General features: G+C 61.1%; 19 protein-coding genes. 12 read left to right on the top strand and 7 right to left on the bottom strand.

Annotated features, from left to right (window positions below):
* The first annotated feature begins 179 nt into the window (after window positions 1-179).
* Together V7773_RS10850 and V7773_RS10845 are read left to right on the top strand one after the other, a co-directional pair.
* Entirely contained in the window at window positions 180-770 is a 591-nt protein-coding gene (locus V7773_RS10850) for a YceI family protein (RefSeq protein ID WP_063322575.1), read from the top strand.
* Window position 771: 1 nt separating this feature from the next.
* A complete protein-coding gene (locus tag V7773_RS10845) occupies window positions 772-1,929 on the top strand; it encodes a phospholipase D-like domain-containing protein (RefSeq protein WP_336073347.1) in 1,158 nt (385 codons plus the stop codon).
* Between the two features lie 122 nt (window positions 1,930-2,051).
* On the opposite strand, the gene bglX is transcribed toward V7773_RS10845, so the two are convergent.
* Entirely contained in the window at window positions 2,052-4,343 is a 2,292-nt protein-coding gene (bglX, locus tag V7773_RS10840) for a beta-glucosidase BglX (protein WP_336073346.1), read from the bottom strand.
* Window positions 4,344-4,595: 252 nt separating this feature from the next.
* Between bglX and V7773_RS10835 the strand changes: the two genes are divergently transcribed.
* The 6 genes from V7773_RS10835 (at window position 4,596) to V7773_RS10810 (ending at window position 9,322) form a co-directional block, all read left to right on the top strand.
* Entirely contained in the window at window positions 4,596-5,204 is a 609-nt protein-coding gene (locus V7773_RS10835) for a LemA family protein (RefSeq protein WP_003198691.1), read from the top strand.
* The gene (locus tag V7773_RS10830; RefSeq protein WP_336073344.1) at window positions 5,204-6,028 is read left to right on the top strand and encodes a TPM domain-containing protein; all 825 of its coding nucleotides are present in this window, start codon (window positions 5,204-5,206) and stop codon (window positions 6,026-6,028) included. The genes V7773_RS10835 and V7773_RS10830 overlap by 1 nt, the downstream gene beginning before the upstream one ends.
* 28 nt (window positions 6,029-6,056) lie before the next feature.
* Complete coding sequence (locus V7773_RS10825; protein ID WP_092148707.1) at window positions 6,057-6,674, top strand: TPM domain-containing protein; 618 nt, start codon at window positions 6,057-6,059, stop codon at window positions 6,672-6,674.
* Between the two features lie 294 nt (window positions 6,675-6,968).
* Window positions 6,969-8,186 carry a class I SAM-dependent methyltransferase gene (locus V7773_RS10820; RefSeq protein WP_336073343.1) on the top strand — a complete coding sequence of 406 codons (1,218 nt, stop codon included), beginning with the start codon at window positions 6,969-6,971 and terminating at the stop codon, window positions 8,184-8,186.
* Window positions 8,187-8,314: 128 nt separating this feature from the next.
* Window positions 8,315-8,896 carry a DJ-1/PfpI family protein gene (locus tag V7773_RS10815; RefSeq protein WP_072347081.1) on the top strand — a complete coding sequence of 194 codons (582 nt, stop codon included), beginning with the start codon at window positions 8,315-8,317 and terminating at the stop codon, window positions 8,894-8,896.
* 81 nt (window positions 8,897-8,977) lie between these two features.
* The gene (locus tag V7773_RS10810; RefSeq protein ID WP_057449704.1) at window positions 8,978-9,322 is read left to right on the top strand and encodes a YegP family protein; all 345 of its coding nucleotides are present in this window, start codon (window positions 8,978-8,980) and stop codon (window positions 9,320-9,322) included.
* Window positions 9,323-9,485: 163 nt separating this feature from the next.
* Here the strand turns inward: V7773_RS10810 and V7773_RS10805 are convergent, their stop codons facing one another.
* Window positions 9,486-10,505, bottom strand: coding sequence for a DUF4917 family protein (locus V7773_RS10805; protein ID WP_336073341.1), 1,020 nt, complete (start codon window positions 10,503-10,505; stop codon window positions 9,486-9,488).
* 140 nt (window positions 10,506-10,645) lie between these two features.
* On the opposite strand from V7773_RS10805, the gene yiaY reads away from it, so the two are divergent.
* On the top strand, window positions 10,646-11,794 hold the full coding sequence (gene yiaY, locus V7773_RS10800) for an L-threonine dehydrogenase (RefSeq protein WP_336073340.1): 1,149 nt from the start codon (window positions 10,646-10,648) through the stop codon (window positions 11,792-11,794).
* 140 nt (window positions 11,795-11,934) lie between these two features.
* Here yiaY and V7773_RS10795 read toward each other — a convergent pair whose 3' ends face one another.
* Window positions 11,935-13,098: an MFS transporter gene (locus tag V7773_RS10795; RefSeq protein ID WP_336073339.1), complete on the bottom strand. Its 1,164-nt coding sequence runs from the start codon at window positions 13,096-13,098 to the stop codon at window positions 11,935-11,937.
* Window positions 13,099-13,111: 13 nt separating this feature from the next.
* Window positions 13,112-14,347, bottom strand: a complete 1,236-nt coding sequence (locus V7773_RS10790) for an aminotransferase class I/II-fold pyridoxal phosphate-dependent enzyme (RefSeq protein WP_063322565.1) — start codon at window positions 14,345-14,347, stop codon at window positions 13,112-13,114.
* A 257-nt stretch (window positions 14,348-14,604) separates the two neighbouring features.
* On the opposite strand from V7773_RS10790, the gene fos reads away from it, so the two are divergent.
* Window positions 14,605-15,018 carry a fosfomycin resistance glutathione transferase gene (gene fos / locus V7773_RS10785; RefSeq protein WP_092347030.1) on the top strand — a complete coding sequence of 138 codons (414 nt, stop codon included), beginning with the start codon at window positions 14,605-14,607 and terminating at the stop codon, window positions 15,016-15,018.
* Here the strand turns inward: fos and V7773_RS10780 are convergent.
* Window positions 15,008-15,328: a type II toxin-antitoxin system RelE/ParE family toxin gene (locus V7773_RS10780; protein ID WP_336073336.1), complete on the bottom strand. Its 321-nt coding sequence runs from the start codon at window positions 15,326-15,328 to the stop codon at window positions 15,008-15,010. The two genes, fos and V7773_RS10780, sit on opposite strands and share 11 nt — an antisense overlap.
* Window positions 15,318-15,557, bottom strand: a complete 240-nt coding sequence (locus tag V7773_RS10775) for a CopG family ribbon-helix-helix protein (RefSeq protein WP_336073335.1) — start codon at window positions 15,555-15,557, stop codon at window positions 15,318-15,320. The genes V7773_RS10780 and V7773_RS10775 overlap by 11 nt, the downstream gene beginning before the upstream one ends.
* Window positions 15,558-15,805: 248 nt before the next feature.
* Between V7773_RS10775 and V7773_RS10770 the strand changes: the two genes are divergently transcribed.
* Window positions 15,806-17,155, top strand: a complete 1,350-nt coding sequence (locus tag V7773_RS10770) for a sensor domain-containing protein (RefSeq protein ID WP_336073334.1) — start codon at window positions 15,806-15,808, stop codon at window positions 17,153-17,155.
* Window positions 17,156-17,480: 325 nt separating this feature from the next.
* Window positions 17,481-17,984 (top strand): DUF4142 domain-containing protein, encoded by a 504-nt coding sequence (locus tag V7773_RS10765; protein ID WP_063322561.1) that lies wholly within the window; start codon window positions 17,481-17,483, stop codon window positions 17,982-17,984.
* Between the two features lie 89 nt (window positions 17,985-18,073).
* Here V7773_RS10765 and V7773_RS10760 read toward each other — a convergent pair whose 3' ends face one another.
* On the bottom strand, window positions 18,074-18,478 hold the full coding sequence (locus V7773_RS10760; protein WP_336073333.1) for a low affinity iron permease family protein: 405 nt from the start codon (window positions 18,476-18,478) through the stop codon (window positions 18,074-18,076).
* Between the last annotated feature and the right edge of the window lie 28 nt (window positions 18,479-18,506).

The raw sequence follows: 18,506 nt of genomic DNA, 5'->3' as shown, positions 1-18,506 counted from the left end.
CGCAGCGCTCGCAAAGCTTTAACCTGTCGCGATGTTGGGGCTGCTTCGCAGACCAGCGGGAGCAAGCTCCCTCGCCACGGAGGTATGTGGCGAGCAGGACAGTTGTTGAAACAGACAGTTTGCAAGCGCCCTCGGCGCGGTTAAGGTTCGCCACAAGTTTATGTGCCCTGCGAGTGTGTATGTTCAAGCGGTTTTTCCCTCACGCTGCCGTCAGCTTGCTGCTGGCCGGCGCCGCGTTGCCAGCCCAGGCCGACTGGTACCTGGACGGCGAGTCGTCGCGGCTGTCGTTTATCAGCAGTAAAAATGGCAACGTCTCCGAGGTCCAGCGGTTCCTGGTGCTGCACGGTCAGGTCCAGCCCGAGGGCTTGGCACGCCTGGAAGTGGAGCTGGAATCCATCAACAGTGGCATTCCCCTGCGCGATGAGCGCATGCGGGCCGAGCTGTTCGAGATCAAGCAATTTGCCGACGCCACTGTCACCGCCAAGATCGACCTGGCACCGATCCAGGACCTGGCCAACGGTGCGCAGTTGGAATTGCGCCTGCCGCTGACGGTGAACCTGCACGGCAAGCAGCACGAATACAACGTCGAACTGCTGGCGACGCGCTTGGATGAGCGCCGCTTCCAAGTGGTGACCCTGGAACCGGTGGTGCTCAACGCGGCGGATTTCGATCTGGCGCCGGGGCTGGAAAAGCTGCGAAACCTGGCCGGGTTGTCGGCCATCAGCCTCTCGGTGCCGGTGAATGCGGTGCTGATTTTCACGGCGCGCTGACATGAGCGGCGCGGTTTTTCCCTGGCGTGAAGGCAATCGCTTCGAGCTGTTGATCGATGGCCCGCAGTTCTTCCCGCGTATGCTGGTGGAAATCGCTCGAGCCCAGGAACAGGTCGAGCTGGAACTCTATCTGGTGGAAGCGGGCGCTTGCGCCGAGGCGATGGTCCAGGCACTGGTGCAGGCCGCCGAGCGTGGCGTTCGCGTGCGGTGCCTGTTCGATGACTATGGCAGCCTGGCGTTCACCCTGGCCCTGCGCAAGCGTCTGACCGAGGCTGGGGTGGAGTTGCGTTTCTACAATCGCCTGAGCTGGCGCCGCTGGGTGCGCAACCTTTACCGGGATCACCGCAAGCTGCTGTTGGTGGACCAACGCCTGGCCGTGGTCGGCGGCACCGGGGTGACCGATGAATTCTGGAACCCCCTCGACGACCGCAGTGAGTGGCACGAAGTGATGGTGGAAATCGTCGGCCCGCTGGTGCTCGACTGGCAGTTGCTGTTCGACCGCCAGTGGCTCGCCAACCGCCATCGGCGAGCGTGGAAACCGGCGTCCAACTTCGGCTTGCCGCGCCTGCCGCGGGTACCGCCGGTGGGCGAGGGCATGGGGCGGGTGGCGTATGCCGACGCGCGCCAGCATCGCGACATCCTGCAATCGCTGTCGCGGGCATTGAACAGCAGCCAGAAGCGCATCTGGATGGCGACGCCGTATTTCCTGCCGACCTGGAACGTGCGCCGCTCCTTGCGCAAGGCCGCCGCCCGCGGCATTGACGTGCGCCTGCTGCTGACCGGCCCGCGCACCGATCACCCGTCCGTGCGCTACGCCGGGCACCGTTACTACCCGCGATTGCTCAAGGCCGGCGTGCAGATTTTTGAATACCAGCCGTGTTTCCTGCACCTGAAGATGGTGCTGGTGGACGACTGGGTCAGCATCGGCTCCTGCAACTTCGATCACTGGAACCTGCGCTTCAACCTGGAAGCCAACCTCGAAGCCTTGGACTCCAGGCTCAGCAGTGCAGTGGCCGCCAGTTTCGAGCGGGACTTCACCCAGAGCCTGCAAGTCAGCCTCGACGCCTGGCAGCGTCGGCCGCTGTGGAAGCGCTTCAAGCAGCGGGTGTGGGGGCTGGTGGATCGGGTGGTGGTGAACCTTCTGGATCGACGCGGTTAGGCTCACTGCAAGCCCTTGTGAGAGCGGGCTTGCTCGCGAAGGGGGCATAACAGTCAGCATCTTCGTTGGCTGTTAACCGCTTTCGCGAGCAAGCCCCACATGGGTTTTTCGGGGCCTGAAACTCAGAGCAACTCAAAACTCTGCTGCTTCACGTCCTGGGAATCCAGGCCGATCTGTACGTTGAACTTGCCCGGTTCAGCCGCGTACTTGAGTTGGGCGTTGAAGAATTTCAGGTCGTCCTCGGTGATGGTGAAGTGGATGACTTTCTTCTCGCCGGCCTTGAGCATCACCTTGCGGAAGTTCTTCAGTTCCTTCACCGGGCGAATGATCGAGCCGGTCACGTCCTGGATGTACAGCTGCACCACCGTTTCGCCGTCACGCTTGCCGGTGTTTTCCAATGTCACGCTGGCATCGAGCTTGCCGGTCTTGTTCAGCGTGGTCGACGACAGGGCCATGTCCGACAGGCTGAACTCGGTGTAGCTCAGGCCGTAGCCGAACGGATAGAGCGGGCCGGTGGTGTCATCGAAATACTGCGAGGTGTAGTTGCCCGGCTTGCCCGGCGTGAATGGCCGACCGATGCTCAAGTGGTTGTAGTAGGTCGGAATCTGCCCCACCGAGCGTGGGAAGGTGATGGGCAGTTTGCCCGATGGGTTGTAGTCACCGAACAGCACGTCCGCGATGGCGTTACCGCCTTCGGTGCCGCTGAACCAGGTTTCCAGGATCGCATCGGCCTGCTGCTTTTCTTCCAGCAACGACAGCGGACGGCCATTCATCAGCACCAGCACCAGCGGCTTGCCGGTGGCCTTCAGGGCTTTGATCAGCTCGCGTTGGCTGGCAGGAATGTTCAGCTCGGTACGGCTCGACGATTCATGGGACATGCCACGGGACTCGCCTACGGCGGCCACCACCACATCGGCATCCTTGGCGGCTTTTACCGCTTCGTCGATCAGCACCTGGGCCGGACGTGGGTCGTCCACCACTTCCGGGGCATCGAAGTTGAGGAAGTTCAGGTAGTCGAGCACCTTCTTGTCGCCGGTGATGTTGGCGCCACGGGCGTAGATCAGCTTCGAGTCAGCGCCCAGGGCGCGGGTCATGCCATCGAACAGGGTGACCGATTGCGCAGGACGCCCGGCGGCGGCCCAACTGCCCATCATATCGATCGGTGCCTTGGCCAGCGGACCGACCAGGGCGATCTTCGCGGTCTTCTTCAGGGGCAGGGTCTGGTTGCGATTTTCCAGCAGGACCAGGCTGCGGCGCGCCACGTCACGGGCGTCGGCGCGGTGCATGCGGCTCTCGGCGTAGGTGTCGACCGGGTCGTCCTCGGCCTTGCCGATGCGCAGGTACGGGTCCTTGAACAGGCCCATGTCGTATTTGGCCGCGAGCACTTCCCGTACGGCGTTATCGATGTCGCTCTGCTCGATTTCACCAGCCTTGAGCAACCCTGGCAGTTCCTTGCCATAGAGCGAATCGTTCATGCTCATGTCGATGCCGGCCTTGATCGCCAGTTTTGCCGCTTCGCGACCGTCCTTGGCGACGCCGTGCTTGATCAGTTCGAAAATGGCGCCATGGTCACTGACCGCCAGGCCCTTGAACCCCCACTCCTTGCGCAGCAGGTCGTTCATCAGCCAGGTGTTGGCGGTCGCCGGCACGCCGTTGATGGAGTTCAGCGCGACCATCACCCCACCGGCACCCGCGTCGATGGCGGCGCGGTAGGGTGGCAGGTAGTCCTGGTACATTTTCAGCGGACTCATGTCCACGGTGTTGTAGTCCCGGCCGCCTTCCACCGCGCCGTACAGGGCGAAGTGCTTGACGCTGGCCATGATGCTGTCGGCTGCGTTGGCGCCGTTGCCCTGGAAAGCCTTGACCATCACCCCGGCGATGCGCGACACCAGGTAGGTGTCCTCGCCGAAACCTTCGGAGGTGCGGCCCCAGCGTGGGTCACGGGAAATATCGACCATCGGCGCGAAGGTGATGTCCAGGCTGTCCGCTGCAGCTTCCTGGGCGGCGATGCGGCCGGAGTGGTAGATCGCGTCCATGTCCCAGCTCGAGGCCAGGGCCAGGGGGATCGGGAAAATCGTGCGGTGGCCGTGGATCACGTCATAGGCGAAGAACATCGGGATCTTCAACCGGCTGCGCATGGCCGCGTCCTGCATCGGACGGTTTTCATCGCGCGTGATGGAATTGAACGTACCGCCGATGTTGCCGGCGGCGATTTCCTTGCGAATCATCTCCCGGGGCATTTCCGGGCCGATGCTGATCAGGCGCAATTGGCCGATCTTCTCTTCGAGGGTCATCTGCTTCATCAGGTTGCTGATGAACGCATCCTTGTTCTCTATGGGGGCTGGCAGGTTGTCGGCTAATACGGATTGACTGGCCAGACTGACAAACAGGCCCAGCAAACACAGCTTCTTCATGAATAGTTTTCTCGCAAGCCTAAAAGGGCGGTGATCAGGCCACGCCGGTCGGCCAAAATATAAGGAGCGGCTATTGTTGTTCAGTTAAATGCAGCACACTTTCGAACCCATTGGGCTGAACTTAGTTTCGCACTGCGCATCTTTTAGCCCATCGACCCGTTTCAATCCAGTGCGGCGGCAGATTATGCCCCAGGTGCCGGTGAGATAGGTGGCCGTGTTTTTCCAATGTCATGCAAGGGAGAGCTCCACCCGATGAATCCACGACTGAACCACCTTCGCAGCTTGCCGATGCTGGCCCTGATGCTGCTCACCACGTTACTGGCCGGTTGCGGCATCAATAACATCCCGACCCTGGACGAACAGGCCAAGGCCGCTTGGGGCCAGGTGCAGAACCAGTACCAGCGCCGCGCCGACCTGATTCCCAACCTGGTGGAAACCGTCAAGGGCTACGCCCAGCACGAGCAGGAAACCCTGACTGCGGTGATTGAAGCGCGGGCCAAGGCCACGTCGATCCAGGTCGACGCCAGCACCCTGGACAACCCGGAAAAACTCAAGCAGTTCCAGCAGGCCCAGGACCAGTTGACCGGCGCGTTGAGCCGGCTGATGGTGGTGTCCGAGCGTTACCCGGACCTCAAGGCCAACCAGAATTTCCTGGCGTTGCAATCGCAGCTCGAAGGCACCGAGAACCGCATCGCCGTGGCCCGCCGCGACTTCATCCTGGCCGTGCAGAAGTACAACACCGAAATCCGCACATTCCCGGGGCGCCTGTGGCACAGCGTGATGTACAGCGACCTGCCGATCCGCGAAACCTTCGAGGCCACCAGCCCCAATGCCGAAAAAGCGCCGGAAGTGAAGTTTTGATGGAGCAGCTACAGGCTCCAAGCTACAAGCCGCAAGCACAGGTCCTGCGCACTGCTCTTGCTTACGGCTTGAAGCTAGCCGCTCGCAGCTGCGCCTTTGTGCTGTTGCTCTGGGTGTTTGCCATCACGGCCCAGGCCGAGCTGAAGTTTCCGGCATTGACCGGGCGGGTGGTGGACGCCGCCCAGATGCTCGAACCGTCGGTGAGCGCGCAACTGGAGGCGCAGCTCAAGGCCCATGAACAGGCCACCGGCGAACAGGTGGTGGTGGTCACGCTGGCGGATTTGCAAGGCAGCAGCATCGAAGACTTCGGTTATCAACTGGGGCGCCACTGGGGCATCGGGCAGAAGGATAAAAACAACGGCGCACTGCTGATCGTCGCCCGGGATGACCGTAAACTGCGCATCGAGGTGGGCTACGGCCTGGAGGATCGCCTGACCGACGCGCAGAGTTCGGTGATCATCAACCAGGTGATCACCCCGGCTTTCAAGACCGGCAACTTCAACAAAGGCATCAGCGACGGCGTCGCGGCGATGCTGGTGGTGCTGGGCGGCAGCCCGCTGGACGAGCCGGCACCGGCGTACAGTGCGGACGGGCAGCAGGAGCAGGGCGATTTTGTCGAGCGCCATCCCGGGCTGTTCATCTTCCTGGTGATACTGTTTATTTTGACGATATTGGTCTGCCAGATGCTCGGTATCCTGCCGACCGGAAGTGGTGGCTCCAGCCGTTCGGGCGGATCCGGTGGAGGCTTCGGCGGCGGGGGCGGCGGGGGCTTCAGTGGTGGCGGTGGCAGTTTCGGGGGCGGCGGTTCGTCGGGCGGCTGGTGACAATAATAATGAGCAGGCATTTCTAACCATGGCATTACTGACTGAACACGAACAACGCAAGGTCGCCGAGGCCATCGCCCGGGTCGAGCGGCATACCGACGCTGAACTGGTCACGGTGCTGGCCGCCCGCGCCGACGACTACGCCTATATCCCGCTGTTATGGGCCAGCCTGCTGGCCCTGGTGGTGCCCGGCGTGGTCCATTACCTTTCCGGCTGGCTGACGATGCACAGCCTGTTGCTGGTGCAGTGGGTCAGTTTCATTGTGTTGTGCCTGGTGTTTCGCATCCCCAGGATCACCACGCATCTGATCCCCCGTTCCGTGCGTCACTGGCGGGCCTCCAACCTGGCGCGCCGGCAATTCCTCGAGCAGAACCTGCACCACACCGTGGGCAGCACGGGGATGCTGATCTTTGTCTGCGAGGCTGAGCGGTACGTGGAAATCCTGGTGGACGAAGGCATTTCCAAGCGCCTGGACAACACATGCTGGGATGCCATCGTCGCAGCGTTCACCCAGCAGGTTCGCCAGGGGCAGACGTTGCAGGGTTTCGTGACCTGCATCGAAGCTTGCGGCGAATTGCTCAAGGAGCACGTGCCGGTGACCCAGGAGCGCAATGAACTGCCGAATAGGTTGGTGGTGCTGGGCTAAAACTTCGGTCATGGCAAGAGCGCTTGTGTGGCGAGGGAGCTTGCTCCCGTTGGACCGCGAAGCGGTCCCCATCGGTTCTCTGTCGGACATCAACTTTTCCAGGCGACTGCTTCGCAGCCGAGCGGGAGCAAGCTCCCTCGCCACATGAACCCCGCTGCTTGCAACAACGTTGGTCATCGCGGAGGGGGCATTAGCCGAATTCGCACCGTCCGGGAAATTCTCCGTGCCCTCGCACCCCATCCCCCCTAAAATACCCGCCATTCTCCGATTCGCCCGCCCCGAGGCCGTTTGTTCATGTCCGCCACCGCAACCCCCGCCCATCACGCGCCGGATCACCACGCCCAGTTCATCGAGTTGCTGAAAACCAGTCTCGAACAGAATGCGTTCATCAAACTGGTGCTGGCCAAGTACGTAGGGGACGAAGCGGACCTCCAACGGCTGATCATCAAGCAACTGACGGTCAAGGACCAGCCGTGCCTGTCCTTCGTCTACCGCTACAAGACCCGCGATATCACCAAGAATTTCCCTGTAGCCGAAGGGGTGGAAACCATTGCCGGGCTGTTGCCGGCATCGTTCAAGAACGCACATTTGCTGGCGGTCACCGACGAGGCGCAGCTGGAGTACAGCAAGAAGGGCAAGAGCTCGTTGTTCAAGAGCAAGCCCCAGCAACTGCGGGAAGTGCCGTCGGCGGAGCACAACCGGGAGAAAAACCGTTTTCTTGACCTGAGCCGACCGTTCCTGGCCGACCTGGGCGTGACCAACCACAAGCACGAGCTGATTCCGGCGATGTCGCGCAAGTGGAAGCAGATCAACAAGTTCATCGAGGTCTTCAGCCATGCGCTGACGTCTTCGCCGCTGGCCCTGGACAAACCGGTGCGGGTCTCGGATTTCGGCTCGGGCAAAGGCTACCTGACGTTCGCCATCCACGATTACCTGCGCAACACCTTGCAGGCCGAAGGCGTGGTGACCGGTGTCGAGCTGCGCGAAGACATGGTCAAGCTGTGCAACGAAGCCGCCGCGCGCCTGGAACACCCGGGCCTGAGCTTCCAGCACGGCGACGTGCGCAGCGTGGCGCCGAGCGCGGTGGATGTGATGATCGCCTTGCATGCCTGCGACATCGCCACCGACTACGCGATCCACATGGGCATTCGCTCGGGCGCCTCGATCATCATGTGCTCGCCGTGCTGTCACAAGCAGATCCGCCTGCAGATCCAGAGCCCGGCCTTGCTCAAGCCAATGCTGCAATATGGCCTGCACCTTGGCCAGCAGGCGGAAATGGTCACCGACAGCTTGCGGGCGCTGTTCCTGGAAGCGTGCGGCTACGAGACCAAGGTCTTCGAGTTCATCTCCCTTGAGCACACCAACAAGAACAAGATGATCCTCGCGGTCAAACGCGCCGAACCGGCGGACCCCACCGAGCTGCTGGCCAAGATCCAGGAGCTCAAGGCTTTCTACCACGTTACCGAGCATTGCCTCGAAACGCTGCTGCGGGCGGATGGCTATCTCGTCTGACATCACTGACATCCTGTGGGAGCGAGGTGCATCCCGTCAGGTAATCAGCGCTTATCCCTCATCTACCGACGTAGCGGGCTACCTTTAATGCGTTAACCACCCACGCAGCCCCCAAAGGAGCCCTTCCCATGGCCGCCAAGAAAATCCTCATGCTGGTCGGCGATTACGTCGAAGATTATGAAGTCATGGTGCCGTTCCAGGCCCTGCAGATGATTGGCCACACCGTGCACGCCGTGTGCCCGGACAAAACCGCCGGGCAGACGGTGCGCACGGCGATCCACGATTTCGAAGGCGACCAGACCTACAGTGAAAAACCGGGGCACTTGTTTGCCCTCAACCATGACTTCGCCAACGTCCAGGCCGCCGACTACGACGCGCTGTTGGTGCCGGGGGGACGAGCGCCGGAGTACCTGCGCCTGAATGAAACCGTCCTGCAACTGGTGCGCGATTTCGATCTGGCGGGCAAGCCGATTGCCGCGGTGTGCCACGGTGCGCAATTGCTGGCGGCGGCGGGCATTCTCGAAGGGCGTGAATGCAGCGCCTATCCGGCGTGTGCTCCGGAAGTCCGACTGGCGGGCGGGACCTATATCGACATTCCCGTGACCCAAGGCCATGTCCAGGGCAACCTCGCCACTGCACCGGCCTGGCCTGCGCACCCGAGCTGGCTGGCGGGTTTCCTGACGCTGCTGGGCACGGCCATCACATTGTAATAACGCTGCACAGCGGACTGGCAGGGCAAGCGCGGCGGGTCTTTACTCTCGGAGCATGTCTTCATTGCCAGGAGAAAAATCATGTCCGGATGGTACGAAATCAGCAAAAGCAGCAGCGGCCAGTTTCGGTTTGTACTCAAGGCGGCCAACGCCGAAACGATTCTGACCAGTGAGCTGTACACCACCCGCAGCGGTGTCGATGGTGGCATTGCTTCGGTGCAGAAAAACAGTCCGTTGGCCGAGCGCTATGAACTCAAGAACACCAAGGACGGCCATCCGTACTTCAACCTCAAAGCGGCCAACCATGAAGTGATTGGCAGCAGTGAAGCTTATTCATCGGATGCGGCCCGGGACAAAGGCATTGCCAGCGTCAAGGCCAACGGACCGACGACGGTGATCAAGGACAAGACCGTGGCGGCGCTCTGAATTCATCCCTGTGGCAGCGAGCGTCCTGTGGCGAGGGAGCTTGCTCCCGCTCGGCTGCGAAGCAGCCGTCATTTGCACGATGGGACTGCTTCGCAGTCCAGCGGGAGCAAGCTCCCTCGCCACCATTCACTGAAGTCGGGTTTCCAGGTCATGCCAGCTCTGGTTAAACCTCCACCGGCACCGACAGCTTCGGATCGCCCAGCGGGTGGCTCTTTGCATCGAAGAAGCGCAATTGCACCTCCAGCCCCTGGAACACCTTGGCGTAATGCCGCTTCTGATGCTGGATGAACGCCTGGCTACGGGGATAGATCGAAATCGCCACGGTCTTCGGTGCGGCCAGGCGCAGGGCTTGCACGATGTGCTTGTCCTGCTCGCCCAGGGCATGGCCGAACAGGCACAGGTTGTCGCCGTGCTGCAGCAACTGGTCGTAGCAGAACGACAGGTAATCGCTGCTGCGGATGGTCTTGAGCTTGTCCTGGCTTGGGCCTTCGTTGACGAACAACGGCACGTCGTCGAGGGTCTTGATCGTGTTGTTGATGGCGAAACTGCCCAGCAAGGTGCCTTCGGTGGAGGTGAGCTTGCGCGCCGTGCCGTCCTGGTTGCGCACCAGGTGCAGGCCGCCGTGCAGGTACAACAGGCGTGGTTTGTCGGTGGTCGCCTGGCTCAGGTCGAAATGGTGATCATCGCCGAAGAACAGGTCGCTGATGTTCTCGGACGCCTGCTGGATCGCCCAATGGTTGAGCAGGTCGTAGTTGGTGGTGAACACCGTGCGGTAGCGGCTCAGCTCCTGGTTGAGCGTCGCCAGGGTCGAGGGTTGCACCAGGCGCCATGGGATGTGCACCGCATGCACAGTGTTGATCAGTGCTTCCTTGATCGCGTAATAGCGATTGCGCGGCGCGGCGGAGCTGACGGCCAGGGCCTTGTTGACCCGACTGGTGGTTTTAAGCGCAGCGAGTACCTGCTCGAAACTGCGCGTCTGCATCGCATCGAACACGCTCAGCTCCGACGGGCTCAGGGGTTTCTCCTCGACGGTGCGGGCATTTTCGAACAGCGAGTCATAGCCGAAATCATCCCACACTGCGCGGCTGGCCCCATTGCCCACCAACAGGCCGCTGAAGGCGGTGTCGGCGCGCAAGGCCTCCCAGTCTTCGAGCCGGGTGTCGTATTCCTGGAAATCGGTCATCGCAAGGATCATCTCAAAACGTGGCAAAGGCAGGGCGCGACTTTATCACGACCCAGTCTTGAGCCAGATCAAGATGCGTCATGACTAGTCGGTCATTCTGTAAGCCCTGCCGATCCGGCCTCAACCAGGAGCGTGACCCCATGAGCAGCACTTTTTTCATTCCCGCCGTGAACATCATGGGGCTGGGCTGCCTCGATGAAGCGATGACCGCTATCCGCAACTACGGCTTTCGCAAAGCCCTGATCGTCACCGACGAGGGGCTGGCCAAGGCCGGCGTCGCCACCAAGGTGGCCGAATTGTTGGCGATACAGGACGTCGACTCGGTCATTTTCGACGGCGCCAAGCCCAACCCAAGCATCGCCAACGTCGAGCTCGGGCTGGGGCTGCTGAAGGAGAGCCAGTGTGATTTCGTCGTGTCGCTGGGTGGCGGTTCGCCCCACGACTGCGCCAAGGGCATTGCCCTGTGTGCCACCAACGGCGGGCAGATTCGTGACTATGAAGGCGTCGACCGTTCGAGCAAGCCGCAGCTGCCGCTGATCGCCATCAACACCACGGCGGGCACCGCCAGCGAAATGACCCGTTTTTGCATCATCACCGACGAGACACGCCACGTGAAAATGGCGATTGTCGATCGCAATGTCACCCCATTGATGTCGGTGAACGACCCGGCGCTGATGGTGGCGATGCCCAAGGGCCTGACGGCCGCCACCGGCATGGATGCACTGACCCACGCGATCGAGGCTTATGTCTCCACCGCCGCCACCCCCATCACCGATGCCTGCGCCCTGAAGGCCATCACCCTGATCAGCAACAACCTGCGCCTGGCCGTGCGTGACGGCAATGACCTGACCGCGCGGGAGAACATGGCCTACGCGCAGTTTCTCGCGGGGATGGCGTTCAACAATGCATCGCTGGGTTTCGTGCACGCGATGGCGCACCAGTTGGGTGGCTTCTACGACCTGCCTCATGGTGTGTGCAACGCGGTGCTCTTGCCTCATGTGCAGAGCTTCAATGCTTCGGTATGCGCCGTTCGCCTGACCGACGTGGCTCATGCCATGGGCGCCGATACACGCGGTTTCAGCCCGGAAGAGGGAGCCCGGGACGCCATTGCGGCGATCCGCAAACTGGCCCTTGACGTGGACATTCCGGCCGGTTTGCGGGACCTGGGCGTACGCCTCAACGACGTACCGGTGCTGGCCGCCAACGCCTTGAAAGACGCCTGCGGCCTGACCAACCCACGGGCGGCGGACCAGCGGCAGATCGAAGAGATTTTCCGCAGCGCGTTCTAGGCTTTGTATGAAAAGTCGCCGAGCGGCGATCAGGCAAGGCGAAAACAGGCGAGGAAGCGGAGTTGACTGGTTGTCAATGAGCATTCCGAGCCTGTTTTCAACGCAGCATGATCGTCGCGCAGGCACTTTTCGTACAAAGCCTAAGCGACCCGGGGTGGCACGAACTTCACACAGAGCATCGCCGCCGCCCCCAACAGTGCGCATAACGCCGCCAGCGGCCAGGCCTGTTGGCTCAACAACAGGCTGGCCATGGCACCGATCACCGAGGCCATCAGTTGGTGCAGGAACCCACTCAACGCCATGGCATAGGCGCCGGCCACCGGTGAGCCTTCGTTGGCCAGGGACAGGCTGATGGGGTAGATCAACGACTGGCCAAACACCGCGAAGCAATACGGCAGCCAGAAGAGCAGCGCAATACTGCTCAAGGTGAGGCTGCCTGCCAGCATGCTCATGCTCCCGCCCAGCACCAGGGCAATGCCCCAGCCCATCATTCGCCGTTGACCGGTACGCAATACAAAAGCATTCACCACCAGCGCCCCAAGCAAGTACGCCGCACTGACCGGCCAGCCCAGCAGGCCGTATTCAATGGGTGACCAGTGGAAGCTCTCCTGCAGGATCAGTGGCGCGGCGGTGTTGAAGGCGACGATCACGCCGTAACCCAGCCCACCGGCCAAGGCCGGCAGCAGGAACGCGGGTTGTCGCAGGATGTGCCCGTAGATGCCCCACGCCGATTGCCCGTTGCCGGTTTGCACCAGCACCGGGAACCTGGCCCGGGACACCGCCGCTGCCATGGCCAGGCTGACGGCGCCCAAGCCTTGGAAAATCGCTTCCCAGCCGAAAACGGCCTGGATCAGCGAGCCCAGGTACTGGCCGATACCGAGGGCAATCACAAAGGCGATCGATATCCATGACAGTGCCTTGGCCAACAGGTCGCCGCTGAAACTGTCCCGGATCAGTACCCGCGCCATCACCGAGATACCGCTGGCGCCGATGCCCTGGATCAACCTGAGCGTCAGGAACGCCTCCACGGTTGTGCCCAGCGGCAGGGCCAGGTTGCCCAAGCCGTACAACCCCAAGGCCGCCAGCAAGACCGGTTTGCGCCCCAGCCGTTGGCTCAGGCTGCCCCACAGCAACATGGGCAGCGCCATGCCGATCAGGTACACCGACAAGCCCCAGGAAACCCGGGACGCATCGGCGCCCAGGTCCCGGGCGATATCGGGCAGGGCCGGCAAGTAGATGCTCATGCCCAGTTGGGCCAGGAAAACGGTAGTGCAAGTGACGATCAGGGTTGTACGGTTCTTCATCGAGCGTCCTGTCTCAAGGGCGGATGTCACGCCCGTGGGTCAGCAGCAGTTCGGTGATTTTTTCGCAAAACGAGCGAATCACGTTCGGCTCCATGTCGGCGCGCAGGGTGATGCGTATGGCGGCTTTGCCTTGCGGCACCACGGGAAAAAAGACCGCTGAAGTGAAATACCCCAGTTCGGCCAGTTCGACGGCCAGGCTGTTGGCCAGGGCCGCTTCACCGCAGGGCACCATGCGGATTGCCATGGGATTGCCACGCTGTTCAGTGCGCACGAGGCTGTCGAAGAAGCGGATATTAGCTTGCAAACGCTCCTGCAGGGCGCTGAATTCTCGACTGCGGTGCAGGCGTATCGACGCCATACCGGCGCCGATGGCCGCTGCGTTCAGGCTCTGGGACCAATTGCTCGGCCCACCGTAACGCTGCACCAGCGCTTTGTGCCGCTCACTACCAAACATGACCATCCCGCCACTGGCGCCGAATGACTTGGCCAAGGACGCAACGATCAGGGTGCGTTCATCCACGGCCGGGACGCGCGAACGGACCAGGCCTGCGCCGGACTCCCCGACCGCGGACAGCGCGTGGGAGTCATCCAGATAGAGAAACAGGCCATAGCGTTGCTTGAGATACATCAGGCTATCCAGGTCCGCCAATCCGCCCATGCTGTAGGCGCTGTCGGCCACGTACGCCACGCAGCGCTGGCGTTTGCACAGGTCTTCGATGAAGTCCATGTCGTTGTGCGGGCACGTGACGACCTGGGTTTCATCGGCACAGGCGGCCTTGCTGTGGTTCATCGAGTAATGGGCGTGTTTGTCAAACACCATGACCGGCGAACAATGGTTGGTGAATGCACCGCTGGCCAGCAGCGGCAGGATTCCGGCGCTTGCCGCACTGCACGACAGGGCACTGAGGCAACTGGCGCCAAACAGCTCCGACAATTGAGTTTCGTACTGGTCCAGGATCGCCAGTTTGCAGCGATTCCTTGAGTTGGCGACCCGCAGGGTCCCGGTTTCCCACAGGGCAGTCATGGCACCGTCCAGCAATGCGGGGTGATAGTCCAGGCCCAGGTAGGACGTGGTACAGAAATGATGAAAGGTACGACCGTATTGGTCGACCAGCACATTGGGTGTCTTGACCTCGACATTCAGCCCTGAGACCTTGCCGGCCTCGGTGCCCTGCCAGTTCTGGTCTGCCAGGGAAATCACCTTGCGGTAGTGGGTGAAGTGATGGGGTGCTTGAGCGGTCTGGTTCATGGTGCGATTACATTCCTTGGTGAATGGTGCTGTCCGTGGGGTGTTTCGATAGCGGTGTGTTTCCAGACTTTACAGATTGTTGTGCAGGGCTTTGAATCGGCTGTTTCTGGCGTGTTTGAGTGTCACTGGAGAGTTCTGCGTAGGACTTTGCCTAGGGCCTTGGACGGGGAATCCGTCGGCGATGTCGGAGCTTGGAAGTACCCTGGGTTCGCCCCACGCCCACTGGGTTATCACTCTTTTCTGAAGGTGGTTTGCTGATGCTCTCAGGCTTCAATCATCTGACTCTTGCCGTCACCGACCTGGATCGCAGCGTGGGTTTTTATGGCGAGCTATTACAGTTGCGTCTCGAAGCCAAGTGGGACCGCGGGGCCTATTTGTCGCTGCCGGGTTTGTGGTTGTGCCTGGCTTTCGACCCATTGCGCCGGCCCCAGCCGGCGGCGGACTACACCCATTACGCTTTCAGCATCACTGCCGAGGATTTCCCGGAACTGGTGGCGCGGCTGAACGCGGCCCAGGTGTCATCATGGCGCGACAACCGCAGCGAGGGGGATTCGTTCTACTTTCTCGACCCGGACGGGCACAAGCTTGAAGTGCATGTGGGCGACCTGGCGTCGCGGTTGAAGGCTTGTCGACAGGCACCGTATGCCGGTATGGCGTTTTTTACGGAATGACGGGGTTGCGTTGAAGCGAGTGGCTGCACCTACCAGGCGTTGGCAATCGTCGCGTATGGAACAGTCGCAGGATTTGCACACGTGCGTGGCGAACGCGATAGGGAATCAGGTATGGGCGGTCGGGGACAACCCATTCACGGGTGCCAGCCAGGCGGCCTTCACGACCGGACGCAGGGAATTGAGCAAGTTGCTCGACGCTCATGAGGATTGCCTTGACGAAGTGCGCTGCTGCTTTTGGATTGTCCAGCGCAATATAAGCGGCTTCGTCGTCCAGATTCTTGAGGGCAGTACGCAGCCACTCAACCTGCATTGTTCATCCATTTTTCGGCAGTCGTGCTGACATCCTCGGGACTCGCGAAGTCACCTGCATCTGCCTCATGCAAGGCTTCTTGGATTTCCTTGATCTGCCAGGCTTCACGGGCTAGGTATTCGCGTAGCGCATCGACGGCCAGGAATGATTTGCTGCGCCCGGTAGCCTTGGCCAATACCGCCAGGGTTTCGGCGACGTCATCGGGCAAGCGCAATGACATGATGGACATGACGATCTCGATGTAGTGGTTTGTAATACAACATACTACATCGTCCTTGAAGTGTGGCCAGTCCCGTTGGTCTCCATCGTTTGTGTGAATGTTCGCCCCGATATCGAGGCTCATCCTCTACAGTCTGATCCCCTGCGCTATCCTCATCGCTACAGGGGGCGAGTCGTTCTCGCCCGTTGTATCGGCGTCACGAACTGACGATCACCCGCTTCGCTCACCGCTGCATTATCCGGATGACCTCCAGCCCCATGGACACTCGAAGTTCCGCGCCGCTGGCCAGCTACATCGATCTTCTGCTGGACGCCGTGTGTGCCGTCGACGGCCAAGGGCGTTTCGTGTTCGTCAGTGCTGCCTGCGAACAGATCTTTGGCTACACCCCGCAGGAACTGATCGGCCAGCTAATGATCGACCTGGTGCATCCCGCCGACCGCCAGCGGACCCTTGAGGCGGCGCGGGAGATCATGGACGGCGAGCCCAAGCTCAATTTCGAGAACCGCTACGTGCACAAGGACGGTCGGGTGGTGCACATCCTGTGGTCGGCGCGCTGGTCGCCGGCGGACCAGCTGCGCATTGCCGTGGCCCGAGACATCACCGAACGCAAGCAGGCCGAGTCCCGACAGGCGGCGTTGTATGCGATTTCCGAGGCAGCCCATGCCGCGGCAGACCTGCTGGCGCTGTTCAAGCGCATCCATCTGATTATTGGCGAGTGGCTGCCGGCGCTGAATTTCTCGGTGGCGCTGTATGACGAACAATGTTCGCAGCTGAACTTCCCCTATCACGTCGACGATCGGGAAGGGCAGCCCGAGTTGCCAGGCACGGTCACCGGGCGTTTGTGCGCCGAGGTGATTCGCAGCGGCCAGCCGATCCTGCTGACGCCTGGTTGTAACGACTTGCCGCCGGGGTTCGATGACCTTGTAGCGCGACCGGATGCGCCGTGTTGGCTGGGCGTGCCGCTGAACTCGCAGAGCGGTACGATTGGCGCGCTGATCGTCAAGAGTGCGCCGCACAACGAGCGCTACACCGAGCAGGACAAGGAACTGCTGCAATACGTCTGCGCACAGATCACCGTCGCCATCGAGCGCAAGCAGTTGCACGCCCGGTTGCAGCACATGGCTCAGTACGATCAATTGACCCAGGTGCCCAACCGCGAATTACTCCGTGAACGGTTCAAGTGTGCATTGGCGACCGCTCGCGCGGCGTCCGGGCGCATGGCCTTGCTGTACATCGACCTGGACCGTTTCAAGCAGATCAACGACACCTATGGCCACGGGGTTGGCGACATGCTGTTACAAGCGGTGGCCAATCGTCTCAAGGGCTGTATCCGCGACACCGACACCGTGGCACGTATTGGTGGGGACGAGTTCGTGGTGCTGCTGCACAGCATCCAGGCCTTGGCGGATGCCCAACGCGTGCAGGAAAAAATCCGCCATGCATTGGCCCAGCCACTGCGCCTGGACGGGCACTGCCTAAGCATCGAACCGAGCATCGGCGTGGCCTGTTTCCCCGACCATGGCACTGAAGATGTTGCCCTGTTCCGCCACGCCGACGAGGCGATGTATGCCGCCAAACGCCAGAATCACAGGGCGTTCGGCATCTGAAAGCGCGCCACCGTTCGTCGTGGCACGAGCACCTTTCTCAAACCTTCAACCCGTATCCAATTCGAATATAAGAAGGGGGCTGCGCGCCCTGCATCCACGAATAGGGGGGGCCGGACCATGCCCGGTTCAAGCGGTATTTATCTGGCAAACATTGCTCATGATCGAACGAAGGTGTCCGAAGCGGGTCGCAGAAGTGGGAGAACCACCATCACGAGCGTCGATAGAAACCGTCGAAAGCCGGGTCGTACGTTTCGCTGTATTCATGGCTGGTTCTGATTCAACGGTGGATAAACCGCCAGAACTTTCATCAGAGGAGGGCGCGATCATGAGCCGTATGGCCAGTTTTTTTCGCACCACCAGTGTTGTCGTGTTGATGGGCCTGGGCGCCAACAGTGCCTGGGCCCAATCGCCTGCCGAATTCATCAACGATGCTTCCGCCAAAGGCATGGCCGACATCGAGACAAGTCGCATGGCCCACGGAAAAGCCGAATCCAGGGAGGTCAAGGACTACACCATCATGGTGATCAACGACCGCACCACGGCCAATCAACACTTGGCGAAGATCGCCAAGAAGCTCGACTTGCCTGTCGCCCCCCGGGAGGAGGTGGCGGACAAGGCCAAGGCCCTGATGCCGCAGGTCAAGGAAGGCGAGTCGTTCGAGGCTGCGTATGCCGCCACCCAGGTCAAGGCCACCGAGGAGGCCATCGCGCAGATCCAGCAGCAGGCCCAGACCACCGAAGTGCCGGAGATCAAGGCGTTTGCCGATGAAACCCTGCCTAAATTGCAGACCCATCTTGAAATGGCCAGGGCGCTGCAAGCCAGCCGTTGATCTGCTGCGTTTTTTGTATTCAGTGCCGGGACGTTCGCGTCCCGGCTGATTTTTGCCCGCCAAAAGGAGAATCTTCCAGCGTGTCTGCGTCAGCACTGGTTCAGGTCTACTTTGTTCTTTTCCTCCAGCCCTTCAAGACTCTTGGCTTCGCCCTGGCCCATGGCCTGGTAATGCTTTCTCAGCGCTTCCAGTTGCTTGAGGTCCAGCGACTCAAGGCCGAGCATTGCATTCTGTGCCTCCTTGGTCGCTCGCAATAACTCATCAACCTTGAGGTGCAAGATGTCGGTATCGCGGTTCTGCGTGTTTTGAATCAGGAACACCATCAGGAAGGTAATGATCGTCGTTGATGTGTTGATGATCAGTTGCCACGTGTCGTTGAAGTGGAAAAGAGGTCCGCTGAGGGCCCAGAGCGCCAACAACACGATGGCCCCCAGAAACGTCTTGGGGCTCCCCGCCCAAAGGGCCAGTTTTTGAGCGATTTTTGCGAAGGTCATTGCTGTGTTCCTTATGGATGCACCTGTC

Origin of the sequence: Pseudomonas sp. 3JA (assembly GCF_036961705.1) — a bacterium.
In the GTDB taxonomy this organism is placed as follows: Bacteria; Pseudomonadota; Gammaproteobacteria; order Pseudomonadales; family Pseudomonadaceae; genus Aquipseudomonas; species Aquipseudomonas fluorescens_Q.
Note: the sequence above shows the minus strand (reverse complement) of the source record. Positions and strands in the feature narration are given on the sequence as shown.

Bases quoted from the DNA above. Each gene is read 5' to 3' on its own strand.
- V7773_RS10850 (WP_063322575.1), top strand. From the start codon at position 180: ATGTTCAAGCGGTTTTTCCCTCACGCTGCCGTCAGCTTGCTGCTGGCC.
- V7773_RS10845 (WP_336073347.1), top strand. From the start codon at position 772: ATGAGCGGCGCGGTTTTTCCCTGGCGTGAAGGCAATCGCTTCGAGCTG.
- bglX (WP_336073346.1), bottom strand. From the start codon at position 4,343: ATGAAGAAGCTGTGTTTGCTGGGCCTGTTTGTCAGTCTGGCCAGTCAA.
- V7773_RS10835 (WP_003198691.1), top strand. From the start codon at position 4,596: ATGAATCCACGACTGAACCACCTTCGCAGCTTGCCGATGCTGGCCCTG.
- V7773_RS10830 (WP_336073344.1), top strand. From the start codon at position 5,204: ATGGAGCAGCTACAGGCTCCAAGCTACAAGCCGCAAGCACAGGTCCTG.
- V7773_RS10825 (WP_092148707.1), top strand. From the start codon at position 6,057: ATGGCATTACTGACTGAACACGAACAACGCAAGGTCGCCGAGGCCATC.
- V7773_RS10820 (WP_336073343.1), top strand. From the start codon at position 6,969: ATGTCCGCCACCGCAACCCCCGCCCATCACGCGCCGGATCACCACGCC.
- V7773_RS10815 (WP_072347081.1), top strand. From the start codon at position 8,315: ATGGCCGCCAAGAAAATCCTCATGCTGGTCGGCGATTACGTCGAAGAT.
- V7773_RS10810 (WP_057449704.1), top strand. From the start codon at position 8,978: ATGTCCGGATGGTACGAAATCAGCAAAAGCAGCAGCGGCCAGTTTCGG.
- V7773_RS10805 (WP_336073341.1), bottom strand. From the start codon at position 10,505: ATGACCGATTTCCAGGAATACGACACCCGGCTCGAAGACTGGGAGGCC.
- yiaY (WP_336073340.1), top strand. From the start codon at position 10,646: ATGAGCAGCACTTTTTTCATTCCCGCCGTGAACATCATGGGGCTGGGC.
- V7773_RS10795 (WP_336073339.1), bottom strand. From the start codon at position 13,098: ATGAAGAACCGTACAACCCTGATCGTCACTTGCACTACCGTTTTCCTG.
- V7773_RS10790 (WP_063322565.1), bottom strand. From the start codon at position 14,347: ATGAACCAGACCGCTCAAGCACCCCATCACTTCACCCACTACCGCAAG.
- fos (WP_092347030.1), top strand. From the start codon at position 14,605: ATGCTCTCAGGCTTCAATCATCTGACTCTTGCCGTCACCGACCTGGAT.
- V7773_RS10780 (WP_336073336.1), bottom strand. From the start codon at position 15,328: ATGCAGGTTGAGTGGCTGCGTACTGCCCTCAAGAATCTGGACGACGAA.
- V7773_RS10775 (WP_336073335.1), bottom strand. From the start codon at position 15,557: ATGTCCATCATGTCATTGCGCTTGCCCGATGACGTCGCCGAAACCCTG.
- V7773_RS10770 (WP_336073334.1), top strand. From the start codon at position 15,806: ATGGACACTCGAAGTTCCGCGCCGCTGGCCAGCTACATCGATCTTCTG.
- V7773_RS10765 (WP_063322561.1), top strand. From the start codon at position 17,481: ATGAGCCGTATGGCCAGTTTTTTTCGCACCACCAGTGTTGTCGTGTTG.
- V7773_RS10760 (WP_336073333.1), bottom strand. From the start codon at position 18,478: ATGACCTTCGCAAAAATCGCTCAAAAACTGGCCCTTTGGGCGGGGAGC.